The organism is Amycolatopsis sp. NPDC004378 (assembly GCF_053602455.1).
Genome location: NZ_JBSGDR010000022.1, coordinates 86,908 through 111,870, shown reverse-complemented (window position 1 = coordinate 111,870; position 24,963 = coordinate 86,908). Strand labels below are relative to the sequence as shown.

The following is a 24,963-nucleotide window of genomic DNA, read 5'->3' as shown; positions in this document are numbered from 1 at the left end:
TTCAGGCTCCTTCCGCGACGCGGTGGCGGTCGCCGATCTCGGACCACTCGGCGAGGCCGACGAGGTTGAAGAATTCCGCAGGTTTTCCGGGAATCAGCGTCTTCGGATCTTCACCCGCCAAGTCTGCGAGGCTGTGGAGCATCGCGAAAGCCGCGGCCCCGAGGGCGACCGACGGGTGGATCGCGATCGCGAAACCCAGTTCCCGCAGGCGTTCCGAGGATTGCACGGGGGTCAGGCCGCCGATCACGAGGTTGAGCAGCAGCGGCGCCTCGACCTCGCGGGCGATGCGTTCGATCTCGTCTTCCCCCTGCGGCGCTTCGACGAAGATGACGTCCGCGCCCGCGGCCGCGTAGGCGTTGGCGCGTTCGATCGCGGCGTCGATGCCGAGCGGACCTCGGGCGTCGGTGCGCGCGACGAGCACGAGGTCGGGGTCCGTGCGGGCGTCGAGTGCCGCGCCGAGCCGGCGGGTGAAGTCCCCGGCCGGGATCAGCTCCTTGTCCGGCAGGTGCCCGCACTTCTTCGGGAACGCCTGGTCCTCCAGCTGGATCGCGGCGACGCCGGCGGCTTCGTACTCCCGGACCGTGCGCACGACGTTCAGCTCGGCGCCATAACCGGTGTCGGCGTCGGCGATCAGCGGAATGTCGCCGAGCACGCGCGCGACCATCCGGGCGCGTTCGGTCATCTCGGTCTGGGTGACGAGACCGATGTCAGGCAGCCCGAAGCCGGACGCCGCGACACCCGCACCCGTCAGGTACCCGGCCGCGAACCCGAGACGGGCCACCAGGTGTGCGGAGATCCCGTCGTACACCCCGGGTGCCACGATCAGCTCCCCGGAATCGAGCCTGCGGCGCAGGGCTTTACGTGCCGTGGTCATGGTTCTCGCAATCGGGATCAGTCGAGGACGCTCTGGACAGGCGCCGCGAGGAGGTCGAGCAGCTCGGTGAGATCGGCGGCTTCGTCGAGGCCCAGCACAGCGGCCTCGATGGCGGTGCGTCGCGCGGGTTCGACCGCGCGCTCGGTGAGGTGGTGGAACTTCGCGACGATCTCCTCGGCGGTGACCGGGTCGAACGGCGAGCCGTGCGGCATCGCGACGTGCCGCTCGAGGACGGTGCCGTCGGTCAGCGTCAGGCGCAGGTCGGTGGCGCCGCGCCTGGCCGGATCGTCGAACGCCGTCTCGTGCCGCACCCGGGTCTTGGCGACCAGGGCCCAGATGTCGTCGGCGTCGAGCCGCTCGGCCGTGAACTGCGGGGGCAGCACCTGCCCATCGCACAGCGCGGCGGCGACGGCGTAGCCGATGTTCATCTGCGCGCCGATCGGCGTCAGCGGGCGCTCGGGCTCCCACCAGCCGTGGTGGTACACGGTGTGGCCGACGGCGACCTCGATCTCCGCGACCTCCGCCGGGTCGACGCCGTGGTCCGCGCGGAGCTTCAGCGCGGCCTCGATGGCGCCGTGCAGCCCGCCCATCGCGGCGAACGACTTGACCATGATGAGCTCGGTGTCCCAGCGCTGCCCGAGTTCCGCGGTGATCTCTGCCGGGACCGGGTCGTGGCCTTCGCCGAACACGGCGAGGAAGCCGCCGTACTCCCGCTCGAAAACCGCCTTGATCCCGGTGTAACCGCCGGCGGCGAGGTGCGCGGCGTAGTAGCCGTTGCGCGCGGCGAACCCGTGCTGCATGCGCTTGGACATGGCCTCGTACTGCGCGGCCATCAGCCCTCCGGACTGCGTACCCGCCATGCCGAGCGCGTCCTCCAGCTCGGCCGCGGTCAGGCCGCACAGCTTGCCCGTGGTCATGGCCGTGGCGTGCGTACCGAAGACCGGCCCGGAGTGCCAGCCGCGCGAGAGCATCTGGGCGCCGTGCAGCGCGCGGCCGACGCGCGGGCCGACCTCGAACCCCGCGACCGCGGCGGTCACCGCGTCGATCCCGGTCACGACCTGGCCGCTCTGCGCGGTGGCGAGGATCGCCGGGATGATCAACGAGGTGCTGTGCAGCGGCGCGATCGGGTGGAAGTCGTCGAGCTCGAAGCCCTGGATGAAGGTGCTGTTCAGCAGTACGGCGGCGGGTGCGGCAGTGGTCTTGCCGGTGCCGACGACAACCGAGTCACCGCGGCCTTCGAAGGCCAGCACGGCATCGGTCGCGACGCGGGACCACGGCAGCCGGGCACCGACGAGCGCGGCCCCGAACCCGTCGAGCAGCAGGTGCTTCGCGCGGGCGCGTACCCGCTCGGGGACATCCTCGGCCCGCAGAGCCCGCACCCACTCCGCCAAGGCGGCCGTTGGTTTCACTATATGACTCCTCGATTCCATTATCTATCGAAGATAGTCACCGGCGCTCACCACGGTCAATGCTCGTGAGGCCATTTTTGTCACATTGTGGTTCTTGGGATTCACATAGTGAAACCAATGACAGTAGATGACGAAGACGTCGTCCTCCGAGCCGGACGGCCCACGCGGAAGTCGCCGGCCGACTCGGCCGTCTTGGACGGGTCAGCGACAGGCGGCTGCCCGCCAGCGCTCCGCAGCCGCGGCGCACCGGAGCCGGGAGCGCGACGTCGGGTTTGCGGGGCATGACGCCGGCGGATCACCACCGAGGTCCGGATCAGCGTGACCAGCAGGCGGCCGCCCTCCCCCCGTCCATCAGCGCGATCGACAGCCGCGGACCATCCGCCGCATGGAGGTCATTCAACGGCGGCAATCCCCTCGGGACAGAAAGCGGAGTCACGCGTGCCGGATCCGGCGAACTGATCCTCCCGGGACCTGTTCCCCGCGTCCACAGCCGGGCACAGGCGTCAGTAGTCGATGTGCGCGACGAGCAGGTTCGGGTCGAGGTGACTGAGCACCGCCCCGTCGCACACGTACAGGGTGCCGTTCCGCACTTTGACCGCGGTCGGACCGGAAAGGCCGTCGGCGGCGGTCAGCAGCGTGCGGACCCGGCCGTCCGGGTGCACGAGAACGACCTGATCAGCGAGGGGCAGCGCCATCAGCACGAGGTCGGTGCCGGGCACGAAGGTGAAGCTGTCGACGGCACCCAGCCCGCTTGCGACGGTCTGCACGGCTCCGGCACCGCCGCCGGGCCGCACCGGGATCCTCAGGATCGTGCCGTGGTCGGTGTTGCCGACCCACACGGCGCCACCGTGCAGGCTGATGCCGTTAGCGCCCAGGAACGAGGTTCTCGCCAGCGCCGGGTCGGTCGCCCAGGCCACGGGCGTTCCGCCGCCGATCGGGACGCGCCACACGGTCGCCAGCGTGGAGTCGGCGATGTACAACTGCCCGCGGAGCTGATCGAGGACCATGCCGTTCGGGAACCCGCTCGGCGGCAGCGCGGCGAGCTGGACGGGCGCCCGGCCGCGGCTGATCCGCCAGACGCCGGTGTTCGCGTCACCGGTGCAGTCGAGCACGTAGAGCACGCCGTCCGACGAGCGCGCGAGCCCCATGCTGCTGGGGGCGCCGGCCACCGGGCAGTTGCCCGTGCGCGGGAGCCGGTCCAGCACCTGGACCTGGCCGCCGAGCGTCACCCGGGCGACCTCGCCGGCAGCCGAGAACGAGATGTCCGCCGAGCCGTCGGGTTCGACCTCGACGGCTTCCGGCGTCTGCCCGGCGCCCTCGTCGAGGTGCGCCACTACGTGGGGGTTGGACACCGTCACATCACAGGCGGTGGCGGCGGTCGTACTGATGACGACGCCGGCCACGGCCGCGACGATGGCCATCGTGTGGAGTCGCATGATCCGAGTCCCTCCTCGTGCCTCTGGTCATTCACCTAGTGGACGAACGGAGAGAGCCGAGAAGGACAGCCGGATCGGCGGCATAACTCCTGCCATGACATCGGCATGCGAAAATCACCCGAACACGCGCCCTGACCAGGCATGACGTGGCCGTTGCTCTCGGCAGGAAAATTGATGGGAATGGCGCTGAGCCCGGCCGCCGGTGCGGCGACGGTGAACGGTCACGGCGCTCCGTGCCTAACAGCCTGACGCTGACGCACCTGAACTACAGCCAGCAGGTCCAGCAGAACGACGAATGGTGCTGGCCGCGGACGGCGCGTCAACGGGTTCCACGGCACCGGTTTCTCCGCCGACAGCGCCGCCGGTGTCCCGGCGCTGCGGCGATGATCGCCCGACGCCGCCACCGTGGCCGGAATTCCCTCGGCTGAACACTCGAAGCCGCCTGGTGATCCGGCACGTGCTCCCCGGATCGCCACGCGAGCCCAAGCCTCAGCAAGGGCCGTTGACACCCAGACCGCAGCCGACGGGTGGCGTGGTCCGGGGGGCGTCATTGCTGCTGCTGTGGTTCCCTCCACCACTTGTCCGGATCACCGAGCAGGGTGCCGGGCGGGGGCACCGCGGTGAAGCCGTTGTTGGCGGCGGCGGTCACCGTCACGCCCTGCGCCTTGTACACGCCGATCTGCTTCACCGCGTCCGCGACGAAACCGGCCACCGCGGTCACGAACGTGTCCAGCGCGCTGGACACCTTGTCGACCGCGTCGGCGTCGGCGATCTCGCCGATGATCGGCACGGGGGTCAGCATCAGGTCGGTCGCGATCCCGGCGAGCGCGCCGGCGCACTGGCCGATCGCGTTGATGGCGTTGCCATAGGTTTCGTACACCGCCGCCGCGCAGTTGCCCAGGGTGGTGCCGATGTCGGTCATGGCCGAGCCGTTGCTCTCGAACACCGACAACACGCCTCCGCCGTTCGAGCCGACCCAGGTGTTGAACGATTCCGCGGCCGGTCCCTGCCAGTAACCGGCGAGGTTGACCGTCGCGGTGGTGATGCTCTGCTTGTCCGCGGACATCACCGGGTTGGCCACCCACTGTTCGGCCAGGGCGTAGACCTGATCCGCGTTGCCGAACATTTCGTCGCGAATCCGGTCGAGCGTGCTGACCGCGTCGTCGTTGCCGATGAACCACATCTGTGCCCAGTTCCGGACGAGCTTGTCGTTGTCCACCGGGTATGGCTGCCGGACGAGCGCCGACGGCTGCGGGCCGCTGGTCATCTCCGTCCCCGCCCCTCGGGAATCGTGGTTCCCACCCGGGTGAGTTCCTCCTGCATCGAGCTTTCCGCCGCGGTGTACTTCCGGGCCGAGTGGAGCAGTTCGTCGGCGGCCTGGCGCAGGCTGGCCACGCCGTTCGCGGTCTTGCCCTGAACCACTGACAGCGCGGCGTTGTACTCCTGGACCACGCCCGCCTGCCGGCCGAGGAAGCCCAGCGCGTCGTCCGCCAGGGCCCAGCCCGACATGTCGATGTGCAACCGTCCCCAGTCGGCCGCCGCGTCCTCGAACGCGACCGCCGCGTTCTCCAGCTGATTGGCGGTGACCTCGAATCCGCCACCCGGCGCCTCGTGCATGCGCTGCTCCCTTCGGTCAGATGAACGTGTTTCCCCGCGCCCGTGCGAGTGCTTCGGCCCGATGATCCTTGCTGTCCTTTTCGGCCTGCCGGATGGCCGCGAGCACGGCCTCGCCGAGCGCGGCGGCGGTGGTGTAACGCACCGCGGCCGGGTCGAGATCCACGGCCAGCAACCGGCTTTCGCCGGACATGACGACCGTGCCCAGGTCCCGGCCGATCGGCGTGGTGAGCCGGACATCGGCGAAACCGGCGATCGTGGCGCGGCTGCGCGCCAACCCGTTCTCCAGCTCGGCCACCCGCGCGTACAACCGGTCGTACGGATTCACCACGCCTCCTCGTCGTGCAGGCCGGCGAACACGTCCGCGGCCGGCTCGGTCCGGGCGACCAGCCCGGCGGCGTGCTCGGCGGCGACCGCGCGGGCTCGCCCGACCGCCTCGACCACGCCCGGGCCGATCAGCTGCGGTTTCGGTCCCCGCGCCGCGTCCGCCGAGATGCGCACGTCCAGGAGCGCGCCGCGCCCGTCCACCACCGCGGTCACGCCCGCCTCGTCGGCACGCCCGGTATACCGGGCCTGGGCCAGCAGCGCCCCCAGCTCGATGGCGCGTGCCCGGTACCGGGCACGCACGTCCGTTCCGTCGGTTTCTCCGGTCATGAGGCAACAGCCTGGGCCACGCCGGTATCTCGCCGGTTCTCGCACGGTTCTTTCCGCGCAACAGCTTCCCGTTCGGCTTACGGCGCCCGGCCCAGGAGGGTTTCCAAGGTGGCGTTGGGAACGGTCGCCGACGCGCCGAGCAGCGCGGCGGCCGTGTGGTGGTGGGTCCCGGCCGCCGGCGAACCGAGCAGGCGCAGGGCCCTGGCGAGCTGGCGATGCGCCGCGCCGCGGCCGTAGGCGTCGCCGTGGTCGCCGAGGATTTCCAAGGCGCGGCGGGCGTCTTCGGCGGCGCCGTCCGGGTTTCCCCGCCGCAGCCGCACCTGGGCACGCGACAGGCGCGCTTCCCATTCGTCGCTTCGCTCGTGCGCTTGCAGGCAGACCGCGATGCACTCGCCGAGCGCGTTCTCGGCCGCCGCCAGGTCACCGAGGCCGTACTGGGCCTGGCCGAGCACCGCCAGGCCGTACGCCGCTCCGGTGACGTCGTCGTGGGCCCGGGAGCGCGCCAGGCTCTGCCCCGCGTAGCGGCTTGCCTCGGCGTAGCGGCCGGCTTGCAGGTGGACCTCCGCCATGCAGCACAGCGCGACCCGGGACGCGCCGGCCGGGCCGTGCCGTTCGACGAGCTCGATCGAGTCCGCCAGGCAGGCCACCGCCTCGTCCAGCCGGCCGAGCTCCTTCAGCACGATGCCGACGTTCGTCAGACCGCGGCCTTCGCCGAACAGGTCGCCGCGCCGGCGCCGGCTCTCGACCACGGCGAGGAATTCGGCGTGCGCCTGGTCGAGCCGGCCCACCCGGCGGTGGGCCGCGGCGCGGATGCCGGTCGCCCGCTCCGTCGCCTGGTCGGTGCCGACGTGGCGGGCGGCCGCGGTCGCGATGCGGCCCACTTCGAGCAGGTCGGCGCGCGCGTCCTGCTTCCACAGGTACGAATAGAGGCGTTCGGTGATGTCCAGGGCGTACGGGGCGAACTCGGGTGCATCGGCGGCCGAGCGCGCCGCGGCGATGAGGTTGTCGGTTTCGTCGTCCATCCACTGGACGCAGGCGGCGATGTCGGCGAACTCCCCGCTCGGCTCTTCCCGGTCCGTCAGCGCGGAGTACGCGTGGGGGCGCAGCCGGGCGTGCACCGCGGCCAGCCGCGTCCGGTAGTGCTCGTACGCGGCCCTCAGCGCCGCCGCCCGCGCGGCCGGCGATTCCTCGCGGGCGGCCTGTTCGGCGGCGAACAACCGGACGAGGTCGTGCAGCTGGTAACGACCGGGCTCCGGCACGTCGAGAAGCGTGGCGCGCACCAGCCGGTCCAGGGCGTCGTCGGCGCCGGCCGCGTCGGTGCCCAGCAGCGCCGCCACCACCGGCCCGCCCAGCCACGGCAGGTGGAGCAGGCCCAGCAGGCGGAACGCGCGGGCGGTCGGCGGATCGAGGTCCCGGTAGCCCAGTTCCACGCTCGAGCGCACGGCGAGATCGTCGAAGTGCAGCTCGTCGAGGCGATGCCGTTCGTCGGCCAGCCGCGCGGCGAGCGTCGCCGGGGTCCAGTCGGGACGGCTGGCCAGCCGCGCCGCGGCGATGCGCAGCGCCAGCGGCTGGTGGTCGCACGCCCGGGCGATCGCGGCCACGCTTTCCTTGTCGCCGTCCCGGATGTCGTCGACCGGACGGCCGGAGTAGCGGGCCAGCAGGTCGACGGCGTTCTCCTCGGGCAGCGGCTCCAGCGCGACGTGGCGGGCCTCCACGGTGGCCAGCAGCCGCCGGCTGGTCACCAGCGCGGCGGCACCCGGGGTGGCCGGCAGCAGGGGCCGGACCTGCCCGCTGTCGACCGCGTTGTCCAGCACGACCAGGACGCGGCGCCCGGCCAGCGCCGACCGGTAGACCGCGGCCGCCTCGGCCGGATCGTCCGGGATCGCGGGCAGCGGCAGGCCCAGCGCCCGCAGGAAGCGGCGCAGCACGTCCGCCGCGGTCGGCGGCACGGCGCCCGCGGTCCCGCCGAGCAGGTCCGCGTAGAGCTGCCCGTCCGGGAATTCTCCGGCCAGCCGGTGTGCGACGCGGACGACGAGCGCGGACTTGCCCTGCCCGCCGGGGCCGTGCACGACCACCGTCGCGGGCTCGTCGGCCGCCGGGTGCGCGATCGTCGTCAGCGCCGCGATCTCCGCTTCGCGGCCGACAAACCGGGTCAGCGGTGCGGGCAGCTGCCGGGGAACGGCGGGCGCGAGCGGCTCCGGCGGAGTCCCGGCGAGCACGGCGGCGTGCGCGGCGCACAACTCCGCACCCGGGTCGACGCCCAGCTCGTCGGCCAGGAGCCGCCGGCCCTCGTCGAACACCGCCAGTGCCTCGGCCTGCCGCCCCGCGGCGGACAGGGCCGACATCACCCGGGCGCGCAAGCTTTCCCGCAAGGGATGCGCGGCCAGGGTGTCCACCGCCCGGTCGATCGCGTCCTGCGGGCGCCCCGCGGCCACCGCGGCGTCGACGTGCGCCTCGACGGCCGCCAGTCGTTCGCCTTCGAGCGAAGCCGCAATCCGTTGCCCGGCAAGGGTTTCGCCGAACCGGCCGGACGGCGGTTCGCGCCACAGGTCCAGCGCCGAGCCGAGCAGGCCGAGCGCGTCCGCGGGCGGTGCGCTGCGCGCGGCGGCGACGCGGGCGCGGAACTCGGCCACGTCGACCGCGTCCGCCCGGACGTCGAGCCGGTACCCGGCGCGGCCGCCGATGATCGCGGCCGGGGTGCCCGCCAGCAGCGCCCGGAGCCGCGACAGCCGGACCTGCACCATCTTGCGCCCGGTCGCCGGAGCTTCGTCCGGCCACAGCACCGCCATCAGGGTGTCGACCGGCACCAGCCGGTTCGCGTTGACCAGCAGGACCCCGAGGAGCTGGGCCACCTGCCCCTCGGGCAGGGGCACCGGCACCCCGGCCCGCCGGACCTCGACCGGGCCGAGCACCCGGAACGCCATCGCCGCATCGGCCGCCATTTCATCCCCCCGTGACTCAGCCCGCCGAAAGTGATTCTAAAGCGCCCGGGCGTGCGGGGTTACCGAAAAGGAAACAGCCGGATACCGGCCACCGGCAAGCTTCCGGACCAAGCACCCAGCCGTACGAACCCGAGGAGTTCCGCCATGTCTCGCCGGATGCAGTCCTACACCGCGGCCGCAGCGGGCTTGCTGTTGCTGACCGCCTGCTCCAGCACCACCCAGGGGGCCGCGACCCCCGCACCGCAGCCGCTTCCCCCGTCGACCGCACCGGTCCCCACGTCGAGCACCGCGGCGCCGGCCACGACCGGCAGCACCGCCTCCGTCGGTTACGCACAGCCGGGCGCCAAGTTCCATTTCGGGCAAAAGGCCGATGTGCCTTTCAAGTCCGAAAACGTCACCGGCACCCTCGGCCTCGCGGTGACGGGGATCGACAAGGGCGCACCCTCCGACCTCGCGCCGCTCGAACTCGGCGACAAGGCGAACGACCTGACGCCGTACTACCTGCGGGTCACCGTGACGGACGACTCCGGCGGCAACTTCGCCTACACCTCCGCCCCGCCGGTGCGCGGCCTCCTCCCCGACGGTTCCGACGCCCAGGAGGTGGCGGTGTTCACCCATTTCGACAAATGCGACAACGCGGGCGCCGGTCGGGACTTCACCACAACCGGCGCGGGCTACCAAACCTGCGTCCTGGTGCTCGCTCCCGGCACGACCCCGGTCAGCGGCGCCGGCTATGACAACAGTGAGTACACCAGCGTCGCCCCCAACACCGACTACGGCAGCGCGCCACTCACCTGGCAGCCCTGACTCGCCACGCCGGCCCCGGCCCCGTGATGGAGATGGAGCGACCGGCAGTGGAGCCCGTGCAGTACAAAATGGACCTACAACCCGTACGGCGGCCAGGCTCTCGATGGACCGGCTTTTGCGCCGAATGCCGTCGAACTCGCATCGGCCGCTCCCCTCGTGACTTCCCCTGACCGGTATTTGCCCGCAGACGCCGGCCCGCGCGAGTCGTCGTGACCCGGATTCCCGAACACCGGTAACCGCACGGTAAGGATCACCGGTCGCGGTGCGTGTGAGACTGGAGTGATCCGACGAGGAGGACACCATGACCCGCAGTCAGTCACACCCGGCCTCGACCGGCAGCGTTGCCAAGAACCGGTGGACCCGCGCGGGAATCTCGATCGTCTTTGCCCTGATCGTCGCCGGTGGCGCGAAAGCCGCTTTCGACCTCAGCACCACCATGATGACGCACCTCGCCTTCGTCGGCGCCTGGATGATGTTCATGCTGGGCCTGGCTTACGGGGGCGTCCGGATTCGCCCCGGCCTGGGCGGCGCGCTCTTGACAGGCTTCGGAATCGGGGCGCTTCTGGTGCTGTTCTTCGGCGGCATGCAGATGTTCGCGTGACTGCCATCCCCGTACGGGCACGGGGAATCCACCGCCGGCGACACCTCGATGGCGAGGATGGACTCCAACGACGCGACCAGACCTGACGTGACGCTGGGCCGCCTGCGCTGATCTCGGCGGAGACGCGTACGCGGCGGAAGGGCCGGCACAAGAGCCCGTCGCACCAGTGACGGACGCGCGCGCTCAGCACGGGTAGCGCGACTGCCCTGCGCTGGGCGGCATGCCTCAGGCGGCCAGTCCCCGGATCAGGCGACGGCGGCGGGGTTGTCGGCGTGCCCCAGCCGACGGCTGACGCCCGGCAGCAGCCGCAAGGCCGTGGACCGCCCGACCCGGGCGCCGAGTTCGACGCCCAGAAGCTTGACCGGGTCGTGCTCGCCGGGCTCCGGGATGTCGAACACATCGTGCGAGTACGGCCAGTCCGTACCGAACAGCATCCGGTCGGCCCCGACGGCATCGACCATGGTGTTCACCATGACTGGGGCATCGGCCACGGCGATGTCGTAGTAGACCGAACGCAGGTACTCCGACATCGGACGCTTCCCGGCCGCGCGGTACTGCTCGTTGACCCGCGGCGCCGTCGCGAGCCGGCCACTGATGTACGGCACGGTCCCGCCTCCGTGGGACATGATCCAGTTGATCCCCGGATAGCGGTCGAGCACCCCGTTGAAGACCAGGGTCATGAACACCCGTGTCGTGTCGAAGACGTACTCGCCGATCCAGTGCTGCCACGGCAGGTCCGGGGTCTCCCGCGGCTCGACGGGATGCACGAGCACGGTCGCGTGACGGCGGTCGAGTTCGGCGTACAGCGGTTCCCACGCCGGGTCGCCCACGTAGGTACCCGCCACATTGGACACGAGGTAGACGCCGTCGAGACCGAGCTCGTCGTAGATGTGGTCGACCTCGGCCAGGGCGGCGTCGACGCTCGGCAACGGCAGGGCGCCGAAGATGCCGAAGCGCGTGGGGTGCGCGCGGACGATCTGCGCGCCGTAGTCGTTGACGTTGCGCGCCAGCTCGTTCGCTTCCTGCTGGTCGCCGAAGTACATCCCCGTCTCGGCCAGGCAGGACAGCACCCCGACTTCGATCCTCCACTCGTCCATGAACGCCAGATGCTTCTCCGGGGTCCAGGCACTCATCCCGACGCCGCCGGTCCAGTTGATGCCGTGGCGCTTGAGCGTCTCGACGTAGGAGTCCGGGAGGAAGTGGGTGTGGACGTCGATCTTCGTCATGAGGTCTCTCCTTCCGCGCCTTTCTGGAGCGCTCTCTCCAAACTACGCCCCGGTAGAATGGAGAAGCAACTCCAAAGTTGGCGGCAAGTCATCGACGACGAAGAAGGAAGCACCATGGAGACAGGGGCGTGGACGTCGAAGGGCGCGGCCACCCGGGCACGGATCATCGACGCCGCGGCGGCGCTGCTGTACGAGCGTGGTATCGATCAGGTGGGGATCAACGACATCCGCGAGGCCACCTCGACCAGCCACGGGCAGGTCTTCCACTACTTCCCCGGCGGACGCGCGCAGCTCCTGCAGGCAGTCGTCGAACGGCAGGCCCGGCAGGCGCTCGAGGACCAGCAGCCGCCGCTCGAAGAACTGGACACGTGGGAGTCCTGGCTCGCTTGGAAGGACCGGCTCCTTGCGGTGCACACCGAGCGCGGCGCGAGGGGCGGGTGCCCGCTCGGGTCACTGACCGCTCAGCTCGCCGAGGAAGATCCCGAAGCACGCCGCCTCATCGACGCCGGGTTCCACGAGTGGACCGGGTACCTGGCACGCGGCTTGAGCCGCATGCGGGAGAACGGGCACCTGCTGCCCGCCACGGATCCCACCGCCCTTGCCGAGAACATCCTCACCATCGTCCAGGGCGGATTCGTCTTCATGCAGGCCTCGCGCTCCATCCGGCGGCTGTCCGACGCACTCGATCTGGCCCTGCGGGTGCTGGCCGCCGCCATGCCACCGTCCTGACCGCCGGCCGGCGCCGCACCCGGGCCTCGTGACACCCGGAGGAGTTCGGCCGGCGGCTATCCGCGGACAAAGGGCGACCACTTACAGCCCAACATGGGTGATACGGGCGGCAATGCGGCCATTCGGGTGCAGGTCGACCCGACCTCGTCATCGGTGCAGGGCGACCGCGGTCCGCCCTCGACACCATGACACGCACAGTCTCCCCGCGCCGAGCAGATACCACGGGCGCGGCGTGATCGTGGCGGACTACTTCGACGACGGACGCTCACGCCGCCCGCCCTGGCGCGAACGCCCGGCCACAGCCCAGCTGAGCGCGGCCGCGAAACAGCCGAACGGTCCGTTCGACGCGGTCGTGATCGGAGAACACGAGCGAGTTCTACGGAGACCAGTTCGACGCCGTGCTGAGCACGCGGGCCGCATGCGGCCAATGGCCTCGAGTCAGGTCTGCTTGCGGCTCGCGTTCTCGTCGGCGAGCTGCCGGACACGGGCCGGGTCTGCGTCCCGGGCAAGAGCGACGTAGTGGTCCATGACGGCCGGTCGGTAGCGCACGGGCAACGTCTGTCCCGGGACGAGTCGGGTGAGCTCGGTGAGCGTGAGGTCTTCGTCTGCGATACCTCGGAACGTGCTGCCGTCGGAGGTCTCCACGTCGAACATCAGGAGCACGCGCGGATTGCTGTTGATCTCCCGCCAATCGACGAGAACGCCGAGCGCAAGCTCCCCGGTACGCAGTTCCGCGTTCCGCTTGCCTGCGTCGCGGCTCAGGAACGGGTTCGGGGTGACGCCTGGGAATTCGGGCCCGACGCCGAGCGATTCCCGAGTCAGGTCGGGCCTGAGCTGCGCCATCAGATCGTTCAGACCGTTGACCTTCCTCTTCCGACCGAACACTCTGCCCCCCTCTACCCGCCCGCCAGTGCTGCGACCTCGTCGTGGCGCTTCGTCCTTCTCGTGATCATACGTCGCGGTCATCCCCGACGTCCGCCGCTTCGTCCCGTCCCGACGGGTCGCCTCTGCGATAGCGGACAGGCTCGATCAGCACACCTGTCCGCCCGACCTGACCCTCGTGGGCTGGCGATCTTGCCCCGCGGCCCGACCGCGCGACGATCGGCGCGTTCATGACACCTGCCACCTGCACTATCCGCTGCCCGGCCGATTCGGTGCGCCGCGGCGCCTCGGTGGAGCCGGATGACTGGTAACTGATTTCCGGCGCCCAGGACTGCGGTGCGGTGGGGTGTGATCCGCTTGTGCCGGCCCCCGCAAGACGGTGGCGAAGTCCGGTCGCGGTCCAGGCTTTCTCATCAGGCAGGGCTTCGGTGTACGCCCGGCGTGAGTAGCCGTGGATCCGTCAGCCCGGGCCACGGACCACAACGCGCCGAAATCACGGCGTGGAGGGACCACCGGTCAGGAAGCAGGCGACGCGGCGATGCCGCCGAGCGGAGGCGCGGTGAGCTTGGCGGTGTCCCAGCCGTCCCAGTGGATGACCTCATCCGCTTCCGGCCGCTTGGCGGGACCGAACTTCTCCCCCCGGGTGAACGCGAGCGGGGTCAGGCAGACTTGCTGGACCCGCTCGTGCGGAATGCCCAGCACGTCGGCGACGTCCTTCTCCCGGGCCAGGTGCATCGTCGTCCAGCAGGTTCCGAGCCCGCGCGCCCGGGCGGCGAGCATGAAGCTCCACGTCGCCGGCAGCACACCGCCGAGCATCGACGCGCTGGTGAACGCGGAACTGCCGTCCAGCCGCACGCCGTCGAGGCACGCGATCACGATCGTTCCGACTTCGTGCAACGCCCGCTCCAGGGCGTCCGCCGACCGTGCCGTTCGCTGTTGTGCGCCGGCGGCCTCGTCGCCCGTCACCTCGACCCGGCCGATGTAGCCGGCCGAAGCACGGTAGGAGCCGAGGTAGATCTCGGAATAGATCTCCGCCACCGCCGCCCGCCGGCCCGGATCGCGGATCACCACGAACCTCGTCCGGGGCAGGTTGGACCCGGCCGGCGCCTGAAGAGCGAGGGCGACACACTCGCGGATGAGGCTCTCGGGGACGTCGCGGCCCGGGTCGAGCCGCTTGCGCACGGCGCGGGTGGTGGCCAGCATCTCGTCGGCGTCCATGAACTGAACCAAACTCAGTTTGGTGGGAATGTCAAGCACCGACCAGCCGTGACGCGAACTCGACGTACTCCCAGACCACTTCGTTTTCGGTGAGCTCACCGTCTTCGCGGTACCAGGTCGCCACGCCCATCCCCAGGTCGAGCAGCGCGTACGAAGCCAGCTTCACCGACCGCACGTGGAACCGGCCGGCCGTCACGCCGGCCTCGACCAGGCGCCGGAACGCCGACTCGTAGGCCGACCGGCGCGCGAGGATCCCGCTCCGGTGCGGCTCTTCCAAGCTGCGCAGCTCGCGGTTGCCGACGAAGGCTTCGAGACGGTGCCGCGCGTGGTACCGCACATGGGCCTCGACCGCCCGGCGCAGGCTCGCGCCGACATCGGTGATCCCGGCCGTCGCCCGCGCGTGCTCCGCCAGCAGCGCGTCCATCGTCCCGGCCATGATGCCCGCCAGCAGCTCCTGTTTGGACCCGACGTGCTTGTAGAGACTCGGGCCGCGGATGCCCACCCGCGCTCCGATGTCGGCCATCGTCGTCGCTTCGTACCCGAGTCGCGTGAACAACTCCAGCGCCGCTTCGCGAATCTCCGCCTGACGCGCCGTCATGCCGTCGGCCACGGCACCCCCTCGAGAAACTAGCGGCTTGTAGCCCAGCTCGGTCACATCATACTTGACATATCTGGAAGTAAACAGTTCCATCAGGCTAATGACTATTAGCCCCTGGAGTCCTGATGGCCGTTGACCTCACCCCCGAGCCGGCCGTCGCGGCCCTCGCCGAGCGCACCGCGGCGCTGGTGCGCGACGTCGTCATCCCGATCGAGGAGCGCGACGGCGGGGTCGTGCGCAGCGAGTCCACCCGGCTGGAACTCCAGCGGGCGGCCAAGGACGCCGCGGTCTTCGCACCCCACGTGGGCGAGGACTACGGCGGGCACGGGCTCGACATGCGATCGCGGGCGGTCGTGTTCGAAGAAGCCGGGTACTCCTTGCTCGGCCCGCTGGCGCTGAACATCGCGGCGCCCGACGAGGGCAACATGCACCTGCTCGAACGCATCGCGACCCCCGAGCAGAAGCAGTGCTACCTCGCTCCGCTCGCGGCCGGCGATATCCGCTCGTGTTTCGCGATGACCGAGCCCGCACCGGGTGCGGGCTCGGATCCCGCGGCGCTGACCACCTCGGCGACCAGGACCGAAGGCGGCTGGAAGATCAGCGGCCGCAAGTGGTTCATCACCGGCGCCGACGGCGCGGGGTTCGCCATCTGCATGGCCCGCACGTCGGGCTCCCCCGGCGACCAGAACGGCGCCACGATGTTCCTCGTCGACGCCGGCAACTCCGGCATGAAGCTGGTCCGGCACATCGAAACTCTCGACGAAAGCCTTTACGGCGGCCACATGGAGGTCCTGTTCGACGACTGCTTCGTGCCGGACGACGCGGTTCTCGGCGAGGTCGACGAGGGGTTCCGCTACGCACAGGTGCGGCTCGGGCCGGCGCGGATGACCCACTGCATGCGCTGGCTCGGCATCGCCCGCCGGGCCCAGGACATCGCGCTGCGGCGCGCCGGGGAACGCCGCCTCTTCGGTTCCCGGCTCGGCGATCTCGGCATGGTCCAGCAGATGATCGCCGACAGCGAGATCGACATCGCCGCCGCCCGGGGACTCGTGCTGCGAGCCTGCTGGGAGCTCGACCAAGGACGGTCGGGCAGCCAGGCGACCTCGATCGCCAAGACCTTCACCGCGGAAGCCGTGTGGCGCACCGTCGACCGGGCGCTGCAGATCTGCGGCGCGCTCGGCGTGTCCGGCGACGTCCTGCTGAGCCGGTTCCTCCGCGAGGTGCGCCCCTTCCGGATCTACGACGGATCTTCGGAAACGCACCGATGGTCCATCGCCCGCCGGGCCCTGCGGCACAGCGAAGCCGGCCGATGACCGGCTCGGCGGACCTCGACCTGCCCGCCCTGCAGCGGTATTTCGCGCGGCTGGTCCCCGAGGCGGGCGAACTCACCGCGACCCTGATCCACGGCGGCCGGTCCAACCTGACCTACCGGCTCACCGACGGAGACCGCTCCTGGGTGCTGCGCCGCCCACCGCTCGGCGGGCTGACCCCGTCCGCGCACGACGTGGCCCGCGAGTACCGCGTCGTCGCGGCCCTGTCCGGAACCGGCGTGCCCGTGCCCGCGGCGGTCGCGCTCGAAGAAAGCACCGACGTACTGGGATTCCCCTTCTCCATCGTGGAGTTCGTGCCCGGGCCGGTCATCCGGTCGCAGGACCAGCTGCACGAACTCGCGGACGCGGACATCCGGCGGTGTGCGTCCGGGCTGATCGACGTTCTCGGCCGCCTCCACGCCGTCGACGTCGACGACGTCGGGCTTGGGCAATTCGGCAGGCCACAGGGCTACCTCGTCCGGCAGCTGCGCCGGTGGCGGGATCAGTGGCAGCACGTGGCGACCAGGGACCTGCCGGACCTCGCCACGCTGCACCACCGGCTCGAGGACCGTTGCCCGGCCGAGAGCGGGGCTTCGATCGTGCACGGCGACTACCGCATCGACAACGCGATCCTCGCCGAGGGGAATCCCGGTGTCGTCAGGGCTCTGGTCGACTGGGAGATGGCGACGATCGGTGATCCGCTCGCCGATCTCGGGCTGCACGTCGCGTACTCGAACCCCGCGTTCGATCCCGTGCTGGGCGGGGCGGCGGCATCGACGAGCCCTCGGCTACCCGACGCCGTCGCCACTGTCGAACGCTACGCGAAGACGACCGGGCGCGAGCTTCCCGACATGGCGTTCTACCTGGGCCTGGGCTACTTCAAGGCCGCGGTGATCGCGGAAGGCATCCACGCCCGGCACCGCGGCGGGCTCACGGTGGGAACCGGGTTCGACAGCGTCGGCGACGCCGTACCGCGCCTCCTGGCCGCCGGGATCGGTGCGCTGTCGGATCCGGCCTGGTCCTGACCGCGCGGACCGGCCCGGGTGCTCGATCCTCACCCCCGGGCCGGTCAGCCGAGACGCGGATCGAGCACCGCGCGACCGACCACTTCTCCCGCGGCCAGCAGGTCGAACACCCGAGGTGCCTCCGACAGCGCGAACTCCTCGGTGCGCACCGGGAGCGCCCCTTGGCGAGCGAGGTCGACGACCTCGGCCAGCTCGTCTTTCGATCCCCAGTACGGCAGGCGTATCCGGGTGCCCGAGGGCAGTGGGCCCGGCTTGCTCACGGGCAGCACGCCTCCCCCGCTCCCCACGATCACGAGATCTCCGGCCTTGCGCAGCAACGACGGAGCCACTTCCGCGGTACTCGGCGCCGCGGCGAAATCGAACACGACGTCCGCGCCGCGGCCGCCGGTGACGGCGCGGACCACCTCGGGACAGCGGTCGATGGTCTCGGTGTGGTCGGCGCCCAGCGCGCGAGCCAGTTCGAGGGCCTGCTCCCGGATGTCCACCGCCACCACGGTCGCCGCGGTCCGGGCGCGCAGGATGCTCAGCGCGACGTGCCCCAGGCCGCCGACACCGATCACGACGGCCACCGCGTCCGGGTCGGACAAGCGCGAGAGCGACCCGGCGACGGCGTGGTAGGACGTCAGCCCGGCGTCGGCCAGGACAGCGGCGTGCGCGGGAGCAAGGCCCGCACTCGGCACCAGCCGGGCGGCATCGACCACGACGGCGTCCGCCATTCCACCGTCCAGGCCTAGGCCGAAACCGGCGACCCCGCTCTCGTGCCCGGTGTCGCAGTACTGGGTTTCGCCGCGGCCGCACCGGCGGCAGCGGCCGCAGCCGACCGGCGCGTGCACCACCACCTCCGTGCCGACCTCGACCCCATCCACGCCGGGACCGAGGGCAGTCACCCGGCCGCAGATCTCGTGGCCGAACGTGAACGGGACGGGATACCCGAGTGCCTGCACCCGATCGAGGACCGCCAGATCGGATCGGCACACCCCGGCCGCCAGGACGTCGAGCAGCACCTGCCCGGGCCCGGGTGCCGGGGTCTCGACCTCTTCCATCCGCGCGGATTTCGGTCCGGTCAACCGGAACGCCCGCATCACGGCCTCCCGGTGAACCGGGGCGGCCGGTGCGCGCGGAAGGCGGCCGCGCCTTCGCGATGGTCGCCGGTGGCGAAGAGCGCGGATTGCCCGGCCGCTTCCCGCTCCAGCGCGTCGTCGAGCCGGTCGAGCACGGCCGCGTTCATCGCCTTCTTCGCCTGCGCGTGGGCAAGCGCCGGGCCGTTCGCGAACCGCTCGGCGAACTCATCGACGAAGCCGGCGAACTGGTCGTCCGGGACCGCGCGGGCGATCATGCCCCACTCTTCGGCCAGGCGTGCGGGAATCCGGTCCTGGAGGAACATCATGCGGCCCGCTCTCGCGCGCCCGACCGCCGCCGGGAGCAGGGCCGTGGCCCCGCCGTCGGGCATGAGGCCGACGGTCGCGAACCCGAGCAGGAAGTACGCCGACGACGCCGCGACCGCGACGTCGGCCGCCAGCGCGAACGAGCAGGCGACGCCCACGGCCGGGCCGTTGACCGCGGCGACCACGACCTTCGGGCTGTGCACGATCGCCGACGTCAGCCGGTTCGCGGCCGCGATCGTGCGTTCGCCGGGTTCGGCGCCGAGGTCCGCGCCGGCGCTGAACGCCCGGCCGGCGCCGGTGAGCACGATGACCCGGGTGCCGCTCGCGGCCGTCTCGACGACGTCCGCGGCGTGGTCGAGCATCGACGTGGTCAGGGCGTTGAGCGCCTTCGGCCGGGAAAACGCGATCGTCGTCTTCGGACCGTCGACGACCACGGACACTTCATCCATCACGGTCCTCCGCACCACGCAGGCGATCCGCGATCGCCGCCGCATCGCGTCGCGCGAGCTTGCCGACCCGGTTCTGCGGCAGCGCGTCGACCCGGAAGACGTACTCGGGCCACTTTCCCTTCGCGAGCCCCTCGCCGTCGAGGTGCCGCTGCAGCGCCGGCACGTCGAGGTCCTCGCGCGCGGTGACCAGCAACGCCGCGACGCGCTCGCCCAGCACGTCGTCGGGGACCGGGACCACGCACACCTGGTCGATCTCCGGGTGCCGGGCGATCGCGCTCTCGACTTCGGTGATGTCGATGTTGCGGCCGCCGCGGATGACGATGTCCTTCTCGCGCCCCTTCACGCTCACCGAGCCGTCGGGCGCGATTTCCATCAGGTCACCGGTGGCCAGGAACCCGTCCTCGGTCAGCGGCGGGCGCTCGACCGTCCCTTGGCGTGCGTAGCCCAGGAACAGCGACGGACCCCGGACCTGGGCATGGCCCGTCACGCCGGTCCCCAGCGGTGCGCCCAGCTCGTCCACGACGCGCAGTTCGGTCCCGGGGAAGGGCCGGCCGTCGGTGCCGAGCCGCCGTTCCGCCGCGTCCGACGGTGACGACGTGGTGTGCCCCAGGCACTCGGACATGCCGAACACGCGCAGGAAACGCGTGCCCAGCCGGCGTTCGGCGCGCCCGAGCGCGCCGGCGTCCATCGGACCGCCACCCACCGTCATCGCCGTCATGGCCGTCAGCGCGCCGTCGGCGCCGTCGGCCGAGCCCATCTGCAGGGCCATGGTGGGCACGCACATCGTCCACCGCGCCGCGTGCTCGGCCATGAGCCGGACCGCCGTGCCCGGTTCCCACTTCGGCAGCAGGAGCATCGGCCCGCCCAGCATCAGGGGCAGGTAGAGGCCGAAGCAGATCGCCGCGGCGGAAGACAGGGGCACCAGCGCGCCGACCGGGTCACCGGGCCGCAGCCCCACCGCCTCGATCGTGCGGCGGCTCGCGTACCTGAGGGCGGCCTCGCTCTGCACCACGCCCTTGGCGCGGCCGGTCGAACCGGAGGTGAGCCCGATGACGACCCCATTCGCCCAGCGGTCCGGCGCGGAGCGTCCCGCGGCGGCGAGCCGCCAGCCTTCGAGGACCGTGCCGCCGTCAGGCTCGGTGTCCCAAGAGGACAGCACCTCCGCGGCCGCCACGACGGCATCGGGAGCGATGTCCTCGCGGGCGGCGGCGAACTCCTCGCGGGTGCTGTGCCGGCTGATCAGCGCGAGGGTTCCGCCCAGCCGGCCGACCGCCAGCGCGGCGACGACCGTGCGCCAGGTGTTGTCGGCCTGGACGAGCAGCGTGCTCCCCGGACCCGCCACCTCGGCCAGCACCTTCGCGAAGTCGTCAGCGGCGCCCAGGACGGCGGACAAGGTGTGCGCGCCATCGGCGTCGATCGCCACGACCGCGCCGGGTTCGGTGACCGCGCGGGCGTCGAGCTCCGCGACCAGTTCCCTCATCGCGGGCTCCTCATGCCGGGAACATCTCGCGTTCGTCGCCGAGCAGCGCGATCCGCTTGCCGCGCATGGCGCCGACGTGGCGGACGGCGGCGTCCCACTCGGGGCTGGCGAGCGCGGCACGGGCCGCGGCTTCGTCGTCGAAGCTCAGCACGGACAGTCCGTCCCAGCCTTCCGAGCGGGGTTCGAGCGCGCTGGACACGGCGGTGTGCCGCCAGGCTCGCAGGCCGGGCAGCGGATAGGTCAGTTCGGCGTGCTCGCCGCGCCACCACTCGATGAACCGGTCGTGGGTCCACTCGGGCGGGCGAGCGGCGAGCAGAACAAGGTTGAACATCACAGCCTCCTGCGGGTGCGGGTGGGTCAAACCGCGTCGAGATCCAGCTCCGGCGAGCGCCCGATCATCAGTGAGACGACGTTGCCGTCTTCGTCGAGCCTGGCGGCGGCGACGAAGGTGGACTCGAACTCGGCTCCGCGGCGGGTCAGGCCCAGGACCAGCTCGTCGCGGCCGGCCGTCGAGCCGGTCAGGACGTGGTGGGTGAGCACGCCCTTTTCCCGCTGGGCGAGGTATCCCTCCATGGCCTCGCGGCCGCCGGCGAAGTCAGTCGCCCGGCCGCCGCCGGTGCCGAACACGATCGAAAACCGGAACGCGGGAGCGATCAGGTCCAGGATGCCTTCGGGGTGGTCCGAGTCGATCGTGGTGAACCAGCGCTCCAGCGTCGGGGCGGCACTCACGCGGCACCTCCTCGCGGCAAGGGGAACAAGCTGAATTCGGGGTGGAAAAAGACCTGATAGCGCCGCACCCGTCCGGCGGGGGAAACCTCGGCGACCGCGGAGAACGAGCCGGTTCCCCGGCCGTCGCCTTCGGTGATGATCCCGTAGACCAGCTCCAGGTCGCCGTCCACGCCGCGGCGCCGGACGTGGTGCCGGCGCCCGACGGCGGGCCGGGCCGTGATGTAGTCCTTCAGATCGGCCGAACCGCTGCCTCGGATCTCGTTCCCCGGCAAGGCGATCAGGAACTCGACCTCCGGTTCGACCAGGTCGAGCGCGCTCAGCGGCTCGGGGCCGTCGAGCCGGGCGTAGTAGTCCTCGATGATCACTGCACCGTCCTCCTTGACGGACTCAAAACTGACATGAAGTCAGTTCGTCTTCACGGACTCTAAGCAGCCTCGAAGCGAAGAGCAAGAGCTTGTGGCGTCCTCGCGGGCCGGGCTCAGGGGGCCGGATCGGTCCCGGCGACCATGCGCACGCAGCACCCTTCGACGAACCCGGCGATGGCGTCGAGGTCCAGCGTTCCGCCGGGCCGGTACCACCGCCACACCCCGACGATCATCCCGAGGATGCTGCGCGCCATCAGCAGCGGATCACGGTCCGGGAACTCGCCGGTGGCGATCCCCCGCTCGAGCAGTTCCGCCCAGTTGTGTTCGATCTTCACGACCAGGGCGCGGCACGCCAGCCGCTCGGTCTCTTCGCGTTCCGACGCGCGCTCGTTGGCCAGCAACGCGATGTTGGCCTGCAGAATGCGGTTCTGCTGTACTTCCCACGGCGGGATCGCGCAGGCGGCTGCCACGGCCGCGCGCAGGGCCGCCACCGCGGTGGGGGTCTCCTTCGTCGCCTCGTGGAACGCGGTGTCGGAGTTGCGCAGCCCGAGCCGCATGATCGTGAGCAGGCAGTGCGCTTTGGACTCGAAGTAGTGGTACAGCGCCGTGTGCCCGATGCCGACCCGTTCGGCGATCTCCGACCACTTCGTGGCCTCGTAGCCGACCTCCCCGAAACGCTCGACGGCCACGGCCAGGATCGCCGGCCGCTTGGACCGCGGGCCGTCGTCGGACTCGGTCAATGACTCAATGCTCACACTGGGCTCCCTGGGCTGGTGACCACCACACTCTAAAGGTCACCTGAACCGGCTTCAGGTCATTCGCCGAACCGCGTGTTCCGCGACCGCCGGCCCGGGATCGCCGCCGGGGTCAGACCCCGATGGCGTCGAGGAGGGCATCACGACGACTCCCTTCGAAGAGGACCGCACTGCTGAGCGCGCGCCGGACGTGCAGGTGGGCGGAATGTTCCCAGGTAAACCCGATTCCGCCGTGGACCTGGACGTTCTCGTCGGCGACCCAGCGGTAGGCGTCCCCGCACACCAGCGCCGCCGTCGCGGTCGCGCGGGCCGCCTCGGCCGTGTCCCCGGCGATCTCGGCGGCCGCCCACAGCGACGCCGACCGGGCCGCCTCCACCTGGACGGCCATGTCGGCGCAGCGGTGCTTGATCGCCTGGAACGTGCCGATCGGCCGGCCGAACTGCAGCCGGTTCGCCGCGTGGTCCACGGCGCAGTCCATGGCCGCGGCGGCCCCGCCGGTCTGTTCGGCGGCGAGCGCGGCGGAGGCACGCAGCAGCACCCGCTCGAGTACCGGCGCGGCCTCGCCGGGGGCGCCCAGCAGGACGGCCGGCGCGCCGTCGAAGGCCACGCTCGCCGGCTGCCGGTTCGGATCGATGGCCCGGACAGGACGACGGCTGACTTCCGGGAGCGCGCCTTCGACGGCGAACAGCGACGGGCCCTCGGCGGTTTCCGCCGTGACGAACAGCAGATCCGCCGTCGCCCCTTCGAGCACCAGGACCTTCTCCCCGGAGACGAACCACTCCCCAAGCGCGTCCGCGACCGCACGGGTCTGGCTGTGCTCACGGTAGGCGAGGGTGGCCGTGACCGTGCCGTCGAGCAGTGCCGGGAGGAAGCCGTGCCGCCGGGTGCCGGTCGTGTGCAGCAGCACGCCGACCCCGAGCACGGCGGTGGTGAACCAGGGCAGCCTCGCCAGGGAACGCCCCAGCTCCTCCGCCACGACCGCGACCTCGCGGAAGCTCGCGCCGGCGCCGCCGTGCTCCTCGGGCGCATCGAGCCCGGCCACGCCCAGTTCCGCGGCGAACCGCCGCCAGATCGCGGGATCCCAACCCTGGTCCGGATCACGCGCCGGTCCGACGTGCTTGCCCAAGAACTCGCGCACGACCGCCCGCAGCTCTTCGGCCTCGGCGTCGGGGGTGATGCGCGGGCTCATGCCCCGGCCTCCAGGACGTCGGCGAACCGCAGCCGCGCATCGGCCTGCAGGTTCGGCCGGGTGTAGGGCGGGAACAGCCCGTCGTCGGGTTCGGTGCCGCGCAGCAGGGCCTGGGCCAGGTTGACCTTGTGGACCTCGGTGGCGCCGTCGGCCAGTCCCATGTGGAAGGACTCCATGACCCACTTGCCGAACGGCAGCTCCTGGGAGATCCCGAGCGAACCGTGGATCTGGATCGCGCGGCCGGCGATGTCGGCCAGCACCTTCGGCATCGCGGCCTTCACCGCGGAGATGTCGGCGCGGACCTTCTTGTAGTCGTTGAACCGGTCGATCCGCCACGCGGTCCGCAGGACGAGCAGCCGGAACTGTTCCAGCTGGATCCAGGAGTCGGCGATCATTTCCTGCACCAGCTGCTTGTCGGCGAGCTTGCCGTCCTTGGTGGTCCGGGAGACCGCGCGCCGCTTCATCATCTCGAAGGCGGTCTGCACCAGCCCGACGGTCCGCATGGCGTGGTGGATGCGGCCGCCGCCCAAGCGGGTCTGCGCGACCGCGAAGGCCTCACCGCGGCCGCCGAGCAGGTTCTCCGCGGGGATGCGGACGTCGGTGTAGCGCAGGTACTGGTGGGTGCCGACCGGCTCCTCGTGGCCCCACACCGAGACGTCGCGGACGCGCTCGACCCCCGGCGTACCGGCCGGGACGACGAACATCGACATCGACTTGTGCGCCGGCGCCTCCGGTTCGGTGACCGCCATGACGATGAGGAACTCGGCGAACAGGGCGTGGCTGGAAAACCACTTCTCGCCGTTGATCACCCAGGTGTCGCCGTCGAGGTGCGCGGTGGTGCGGAAGCCGGTCGGATCGGACCCGCCGTGCGGCTCGGTCATCGAGAAACACGACACGATCTCGCCGTCGACGAGCGGTTGCAAGTACGTCGCCTTCAGGTGCTCGCTGCCGTAGTGGGCCAGGATCTCGGCGTTGCCCGAGTCGGGTGCCTGGCAGCCGAACACCACCGGGCCGGAGTGGGTCCGGCCGAGCTTCTCGTTCAGCAACGCGAGCCGAAGCTGCCCGAAACCCTTGCCGCCGAGCTCCGGGCCGAGGTGGGCCGCCCACAGGTTCCGCTCCCGCACCCGCTGCTGCAACGGCTTGATGAGCGCGTTGCGCACCGGGTCGCGCGGGTTCCAGGCGTGCTCGACGACCTGGTCGACCGGCTCGACCTCGGACCGGACGAACTCCTCGACCCAGTCCAGCTCCTCCTGGACCTCGGGATCGTTCTCGAATCCCCAGCTCAT

The 24,963-nt window shown here is 71.2% G+C and carries 26 protein-coding genes; 5 read left to right on the top strand and 21 right to left on the bottom strand.

Annotated features, from left to right (window positions below):
- Nucleotide 1 precedes the first annotated feature (1 nt).
- The 8 genes from ACWEN0_RS41135 to ACWEN0_RS41100 all read right to left on the bottom strand — a co-directional run bounded on the left by ACWEN0_RS41135 (nt 2) and on the right by ACWEN0_RS41100 (nt 8,929).
- Nucleotides 2-874, bottom strand: a complete 873-nt coding sequence (locus ACWEN0_RS41135; protein ID WP_451985912.1) for an isocitrate lyase/PEP mutase family protein — start codon at nt 872-874, stop codon at nt 2-4.
- Between the two features lie 17 nt (nt 875-891).
- The gene (locus ACWEN0_RS41130; protein ID WP_451985910.1) at nt 892-2,283 is read right to left on the bottom strand and encodes an MmgE/PrpD family protein; all 1,392 of its coding nucleotides are present in this window, start codon (nt 2,281-2,283) and stop codon (nt 892-894) included.
- 503 nt (nt 2,284-2,786) lie between these two features.
- A complete protein-coding gene (locus ACWEN0_RS41125) occupies nt 2,787-3,719 on the bottom strand; it encodes a hypothetical protein (RefSeq protein WP_451985908.1) in 933 nt (310 codons plus the stop codon).
- A gap of 547 nt (nt 3,720-4,266) precedes the next feature.
- The gene (locus tag ACWEN0_RS41120; protein ID WP_451985906.1) at nt 4,267-4,986 is read right to left on the bottom strand and encodes a hypothetical protein; all 720 of its coding nucleotides are present in this window, start codon (nt 4,984-4,986) and stop codon (nt 4,267-4,269) included.
- Nucleotides 4,983-5,336 (bottom strand): hypothetical protein, encoded by a 354-nt coding sequence (locus ACWEN0_RS41115; RefSeq protein ID WP_451985904.1) that lies wholly within the window; start codon nt 5,334-5,336, stop codon nt 4,983-4,985. The genes ACWEN0_RS41120 and ACWEN0_RS41115 overlap by 4 nt, the downstream gene beginning before the upstream one ends.
- Before the next feature lie 16 nt (nt 5,337-5,352).
- Complete coding sequence (locus ACWEN0_RS41110) at nt 5,353-5,631, bottom strand: YbaB/EbfC family nucleoid-associated protein (RefSeq protein ID WP_451985902.1); 279 nt, start codon at nt 5,629-5,631, stop codon at nt 5,353-5,355.
- Between the two features lie 26 nt (nt 5,632-5,657).
- The gene (locus ACWEN0_RS41105; RefSeq protein WP_451985900.1) at nt 5,658-5,987 is read right to left on the bottom strand and encodes a YbaB/EbfC family nucleoid-associated protein; all 330 of its coding nucleotides are present in this window, start codon (nt 5,985-5,987) and stop codon (nt 5,658-5,660) included.
- Between the two features lie 77 nt (nt 5,988-6,064).
- On the bottom strand, nt 6,065-8,929 hold the full coding sequence (locus ACWEN0_RS41100; protein WP_451985898.1) for a BTAD domain-containing putative transcriptional regulator: 2,865 nt from the start codon (nt 8,927-8,929) through the stop codon (nt 6,065-6,067).
- A 144-nt stretch (nt 8,930-9,073) separates the two neighbouring features.
- Between ACWEN0_RS41100 and ACWEN0_RS41095 the strand changes: the two genes are divergently transcribed.
- Both ACWEN0_RS41095 and ACWEN0_RS41090 read left to right on the top strand, forming a co-directional pair.
- Nucleotides 9,074-9,736, top strand: a complete 663-nt coding sequence (locus ACWEN0_RS41095) for a hypothetical protein (RefSeq protein WP_451985896.1) — start codon at nt 9,074-9,076, stop codon at nt 9,734-9,736.
- 301 nt (nt 9,737-10,037) lie between these two features.
- Nucleotides 10,038-10,337 (top strand): hypothetical protein, encoded by a 300-nt coding sequence (locus tag ACWEN0_RS41090; protein WP_451985894.1) that lies wholly within the window; start codon nt 10,038-10,040, stop codon nt 10,335-10,337.
- Nucleotides 10,338-10,582: 245 nt separating this feature from the next.
- On the opposite strand, the gene ACWEN0_RS41085 is transcribed toward ACWEN0_RS41090, so the two are convergent.
- The gene (locus tag ACWEN0_RS41085; protein WP_451985892.1) at nt 10,583-11,563 is read right to left on the bottom strand and encodes an amidohydrolase family protein; all 981 of its coding nucleotides are present in this window, start codon (nt 11,561-11,563) and stop codon (nt 10,583-10,585) included.
- A gap of 57 nt (nt 11,564-11,620) precedes the next feature.
- On the opposite strand from ACWEN0_RS41085, the gene ACWEN0_RS41080 reads away from it, so the two are divergent.
- A complete protein-coding gene (locus tag ACWEN0_RS41080; protein WP_451985890.1) occupies nt 11,621-12,292 on the top strand; it encodes a TetR/AcrR family transcriptional regulator in 672 nt (223 codons plus the stop codon).
- Between the two features lie 438 nt (nt 12,293-12,730).
- Here the strand turns inward: ACWEN0_RS41080 and ACWEN0_RS41075 are convergent, their stop codons facing one another.
- From ACWEN0_RS41075 to ACWEN0_RS41065, 3 genes are all read right to left on the bottom strand, one after another.
- The gene (locus tag ACWEN0_RS41075) at nt 12,731-13,177 is read right to left on the bottom strand and encodes a hypothetical protein (RefSeq protein ID WP_451985888.1); all 447 of its coding nucleotides are present in this window, start codon (nt 13,175-13,177) and stop codon (nt 12,731-12,733) included.
- 513 nt (nt 13,178-13,690) lie between these two features.
- Nucleotides 13,691-14,392, bottom strand: coding sequence for a nitroreductase family protein (locus ACWEN0_RS41070; protein WP_451985886.1), 702 nt, complete (start codon nt 14,390-14,392; stop codon nt 13,691-13,693).
- A 31-nt stretch (nt 14,393-14,423) separates the two neighbouring features.
- Entirely contained in the window at nt 14,424-15,002 is a 579-nt protein-coding gene (locus ACWEN0_RS41065; protein ID WP_451985884.1) for a TetR family transcriptional regulator, read from the bottom strand.
- Between the two features lie 113 nt (nt 15,003-15,115).
- Here ACWEN0_RS41065 and ACWEN0_RS41060 point away from each other — a divergent pair, with 113 nt between their 5' ends.
- Both ACWEN0_RS41060 and ACWEN0_RS41055 read left to right on the top strand, forming a co-directional pair.
- On the top strand, nt 15,116-16,303 hold the full coding sequence (locus ACWEN0_RS41060) for an acyl-CoA dehydrogenase family protein (protein WP_451985882.1): 1,188 nt from the start codon (nt 15,116-15,118) through the stop codon (nt 16,301-16,303).
- Nucleotides 16,300-17,325 carry a phosphotransferase family protein gene (locus ACWEN0_RS41055; RefSeq protein WP_451985880.1) on the top strand — a complete coding sequence of 342 codons (1,026 nt, stop codon included), beginning with the start codon at nt 16,300-16,302 and terminating at the stop codon, nt 17,323-17,325. Before ACWEN0_RS41060 ends, ACWEN0_RS41055 begins: the two co-directional genes overlap by 4 nt.
- A 44-nt stretch (nt 17,326-17,369) precedes the next feature.
- On the opposite strand, the gene ACWEN0_RS41050 is transcribed toward ACWEN0_RS41055, so the two are convergent.
- The 9 genes from ACWEN0_RS41050 to ACWEN0_RS41010 form a co-directional block, all read right to left on the bottom strand.
- Complete coding sequence (locus ACWEN0_RS41050) at nt 17,370-18,407, bottom strand: alcohol dehydrogenase catalytic domain-containing protein (protein ID WP_451985878.1); 1,038 nt, start codon at nt 18,405-18,407, stop codon at nt 17,370-17,372.
- A complete protein-coding gene (locus ACWEN0_RS41045) occupies nt 18,407-19,159 on the bottom strand; it encodes an enoyl-CoA hydratase-related protein (RefSeq protein ID WP_451985876.1) in 753 nt (250 codons plus the stop codon). The genes ACWEN0_RS41050 and ACWEN0_RS41045 overlap by 1 nt, the downstream gene beginning before the upstream one ends.
- Nucleotides 19,152-20,639, bottom strand: a complete 1,488-nt coding sequence (locus tag ACWEN0_RS41040; protein WP_451985874.1) for a class I adenylate-forming enzyme family protein — start codon at nt 20,637-20,639, stop codon at nt 19,152-19,154. The genes ACWEN0_RS41045 and ACWEN0_RS41040 overlap by 8 nt, the downstream gene beginning before the upstream one ends.
- Before the next feature lie 10 nt (nt 20,640-20,649).
- A complete protein-coding gene (locus tag ACWEN0_RS41035) occupies nt 20,650-20,970 on the bottom strand; it encodes an EthD family reductase (RefSeq protein WP_451985872.1) in 321 nt (106 codons plus the stop codon).
- Between the two features lie 26 nt (nt 20,971-20,996).
- Nucleotides 20,997-21,368, bottom strand: coding sequence for a hypothetical protein (locus tag ACWEN0_RS41030; protein WP_451985870.1), 372 nt, complete (start codon nt 21,366-21,368; stop codon nt 20,997-20,999).
- On the bottom strand, nt 21,365-21,733 hold the full coding sequence (locus ACWEN0_RS41025) for a nuclear transport factor 2 family protein (protein ID WP_451985868.1): 369 nt from the start codon (nt 21,731-21,733) through the stop codon (nt 21,365-21,367). The genes ACWEN0_RS41030 and ACWEN0_RS41025 overlap by 4 nt, the downstream gene beginning before the upstream one ends.
- 113 nt (nt 21,734-21,846) lie before the next feature.
- The gene (locus ACWEN0_RS41020) at nt 21,847-22,488 is read right to left on the bottom strand and encodes a TetR family transcriptional regulator (RefSeq protein WP_451985866.1); all 642 of its coding nucleotides are present in this window, start codon (nt 22,486-22,488) and stop codon (nt 21,847-21,849) included.
- 112 nt (nt 22,489-22,600) lie between these two features.
- Nucleotides 22,601-23,677: an acyl-CoA dehydrogenase family protein gene (locus ACWEN0_RS41015; RefSeq protein ID WP_451985864.1), complete on the bottom strand. Its 1,077-nt coding sequence runs from the start codon at nt 23,675-23,677 to the stop codon at nt 22,601-22,603.
- Complete coding sequence (locus tag ACWEN0_RS41010) at nt 23,674-24,963, bottom strand: acyl-CoA dehydrogenase family protein (RefSeq protein WP_451985862.1); 1,290 nt, start codon at nt 24,961-24,963, stop codon at nt 23,674-23,676. Before ACWEN0_RS41010 ends, ACWEN0_RS41015 begins: the two co-directional genes overlap by 4 nt.

What these genes read in the sequence shown, in the direction of transcription:
- ACWEN0_RS41010 (WP_451985862.1), bottom strand. Translation starts at nt 24,963, where the DNA reads ATGAGCTGGGGATTCGAGAACGATCCCGAGGTCCAGGAGGAGCTGGAC.
- ACWEN0_RS41085 (WP_451985892.1), bottom strand. Translation starts at nt 11,563, where the DNA reads ATGACGAAGATCGACGTCCACACCCACTTCCTCCCGGACTCCTACGTC.
- ACWEN0_RS41135 (WP_451985912.1), bottom strand. Translation starts at nt 874, where the DNA reads ATGACCACGGCACGTAAAGCCCTGCGCCGCAGGCTCGATTCCGGGGAG.
- ACWEN0_RS41055 (WP_451985880.1), top strand. Translation starts at nt 16,300, where the DNA reads ATGACCGGCTCGGCGGACCTCGACCTGCCCGCCCTGCAGCGGTATTTC.
- ACWEN0_RS41115 (WP_451985904.1), bottom strand. Translation starts at nt 5,336, where the DNA reads ATGCACGAGGCGCCGGGTGGCGGATTCGAGGTCACCGCCAATCAGCTG.
- ACWEN0_RS41060 (WP_451985882.1), top strand. Translation starts at nt 15,116, where the DNA reads ATGGCCGTTGACCTCACCCCCGAGCCGGCCGTCGCGGCCCTCGCCGAG.
- ACWEN0_RS41125 (WP_451985908.1), bottom strand. Translation starts at nt 3,719, where the DNA reads ATGCGACTCCACACGATGGCCATCGTCGCGGCCGTGGCCGGCGTCGTC.
- ACWEN0_RS41090 (WP_451985894.1), top strand. Translation starts at nt 10,038, where the DNA reads ATGACCCGCAGTCAGTCACACCCGGCCTCGACCGGCAGCGTTGCCAAG.
- ACWEN0_RS41040 (WP_451985874.1), bottom strand. Translation starts at nt 20,639, where the DNA reads ATGAGGGAACTGGTCGCGGAGCTCGACGCCCGCGCGGTCACCGAACCC.
- ACWEN0_RS41120 (WP_451985906.1), bottom strand. Translation starts at nt 4,986, where the DNA reads ATGACCAGCGGCCCGCAGCCGTCGGCGCTCGTCCGGCAGCCATACCCG.
- ACWEN0_RS41105 (WP_451985900.1), bottom strand. Translation starts at nt 5,987, where the DNA reads ATGACCGGAGAAACCGACGGAACGGACGTGCGTGCCCGGTACCGGGCA.
- ACWEN0_RS41050 (WP_451985878.1), bottom strand. Translation starts at nt 18,407, where the DNA reads ATGCGGGCGTTCCGGTTGACCGGACCGAAATCCGCGCGGATGGAAGAG.
- ACWEN0_RS41100 (WP_451985898.1), bottom strand. Translation starts at nt 8,929, where the DNA reads ATGGCGGCCGATGCGGCGATGGCGTTCCGGGTGCTCGGCCCGGTCGAG.
- ACWEN0_RS41035 (WP_451985872.1), bottom strand. Translation starts at nt 20,970, where the DNA reads ATGTTCAACCTTGTTCTGCTCGCCGCTCGCCCGCCCGAGTGGACCCAC.
- ACWEN0_RS41045 (WP_451985876.1), bottom strand. Translation starts at nt 19,159, where the DNA reads ATGGATGAAGTGTCCGTGGTCGTCGACGGTCCGAAGACGACGATCGCG.
- ACWEN0_RS41080 (WP_451985890.1), top strand. Translation starts at nt 11,621, where the DNA reads ATGGAGAAGCAACTCCAAAGTTGGCGGCAAGTCATCGACGACGAAGAA.
- ACWEN0_RS41095 (WP_451985896.1), top strand. Translation starts at nt 9,074, where the DNA reads ATGTCTCGCCGGATGCAGTCCTACACCGCGGCCGCAGCGGGCTTGCTG.
- ACWEN0_RS41070 (WP_451985886.1), bottom strand. Translation starts at nt 14,392, where the DNA reads ATGGACGCCGACGAGATGCTGGCCACCACCCGCGCCGTGCGCAAGCGG.
- ACWEN0_RS41015 (WP_451985864.1), bottom strand. Translation starts at nt 23,677, where the DNA reads ATGAGCCCGCGCATCACCCCCGACGCCGAGGCCGAAGAGCTGCGGGCG.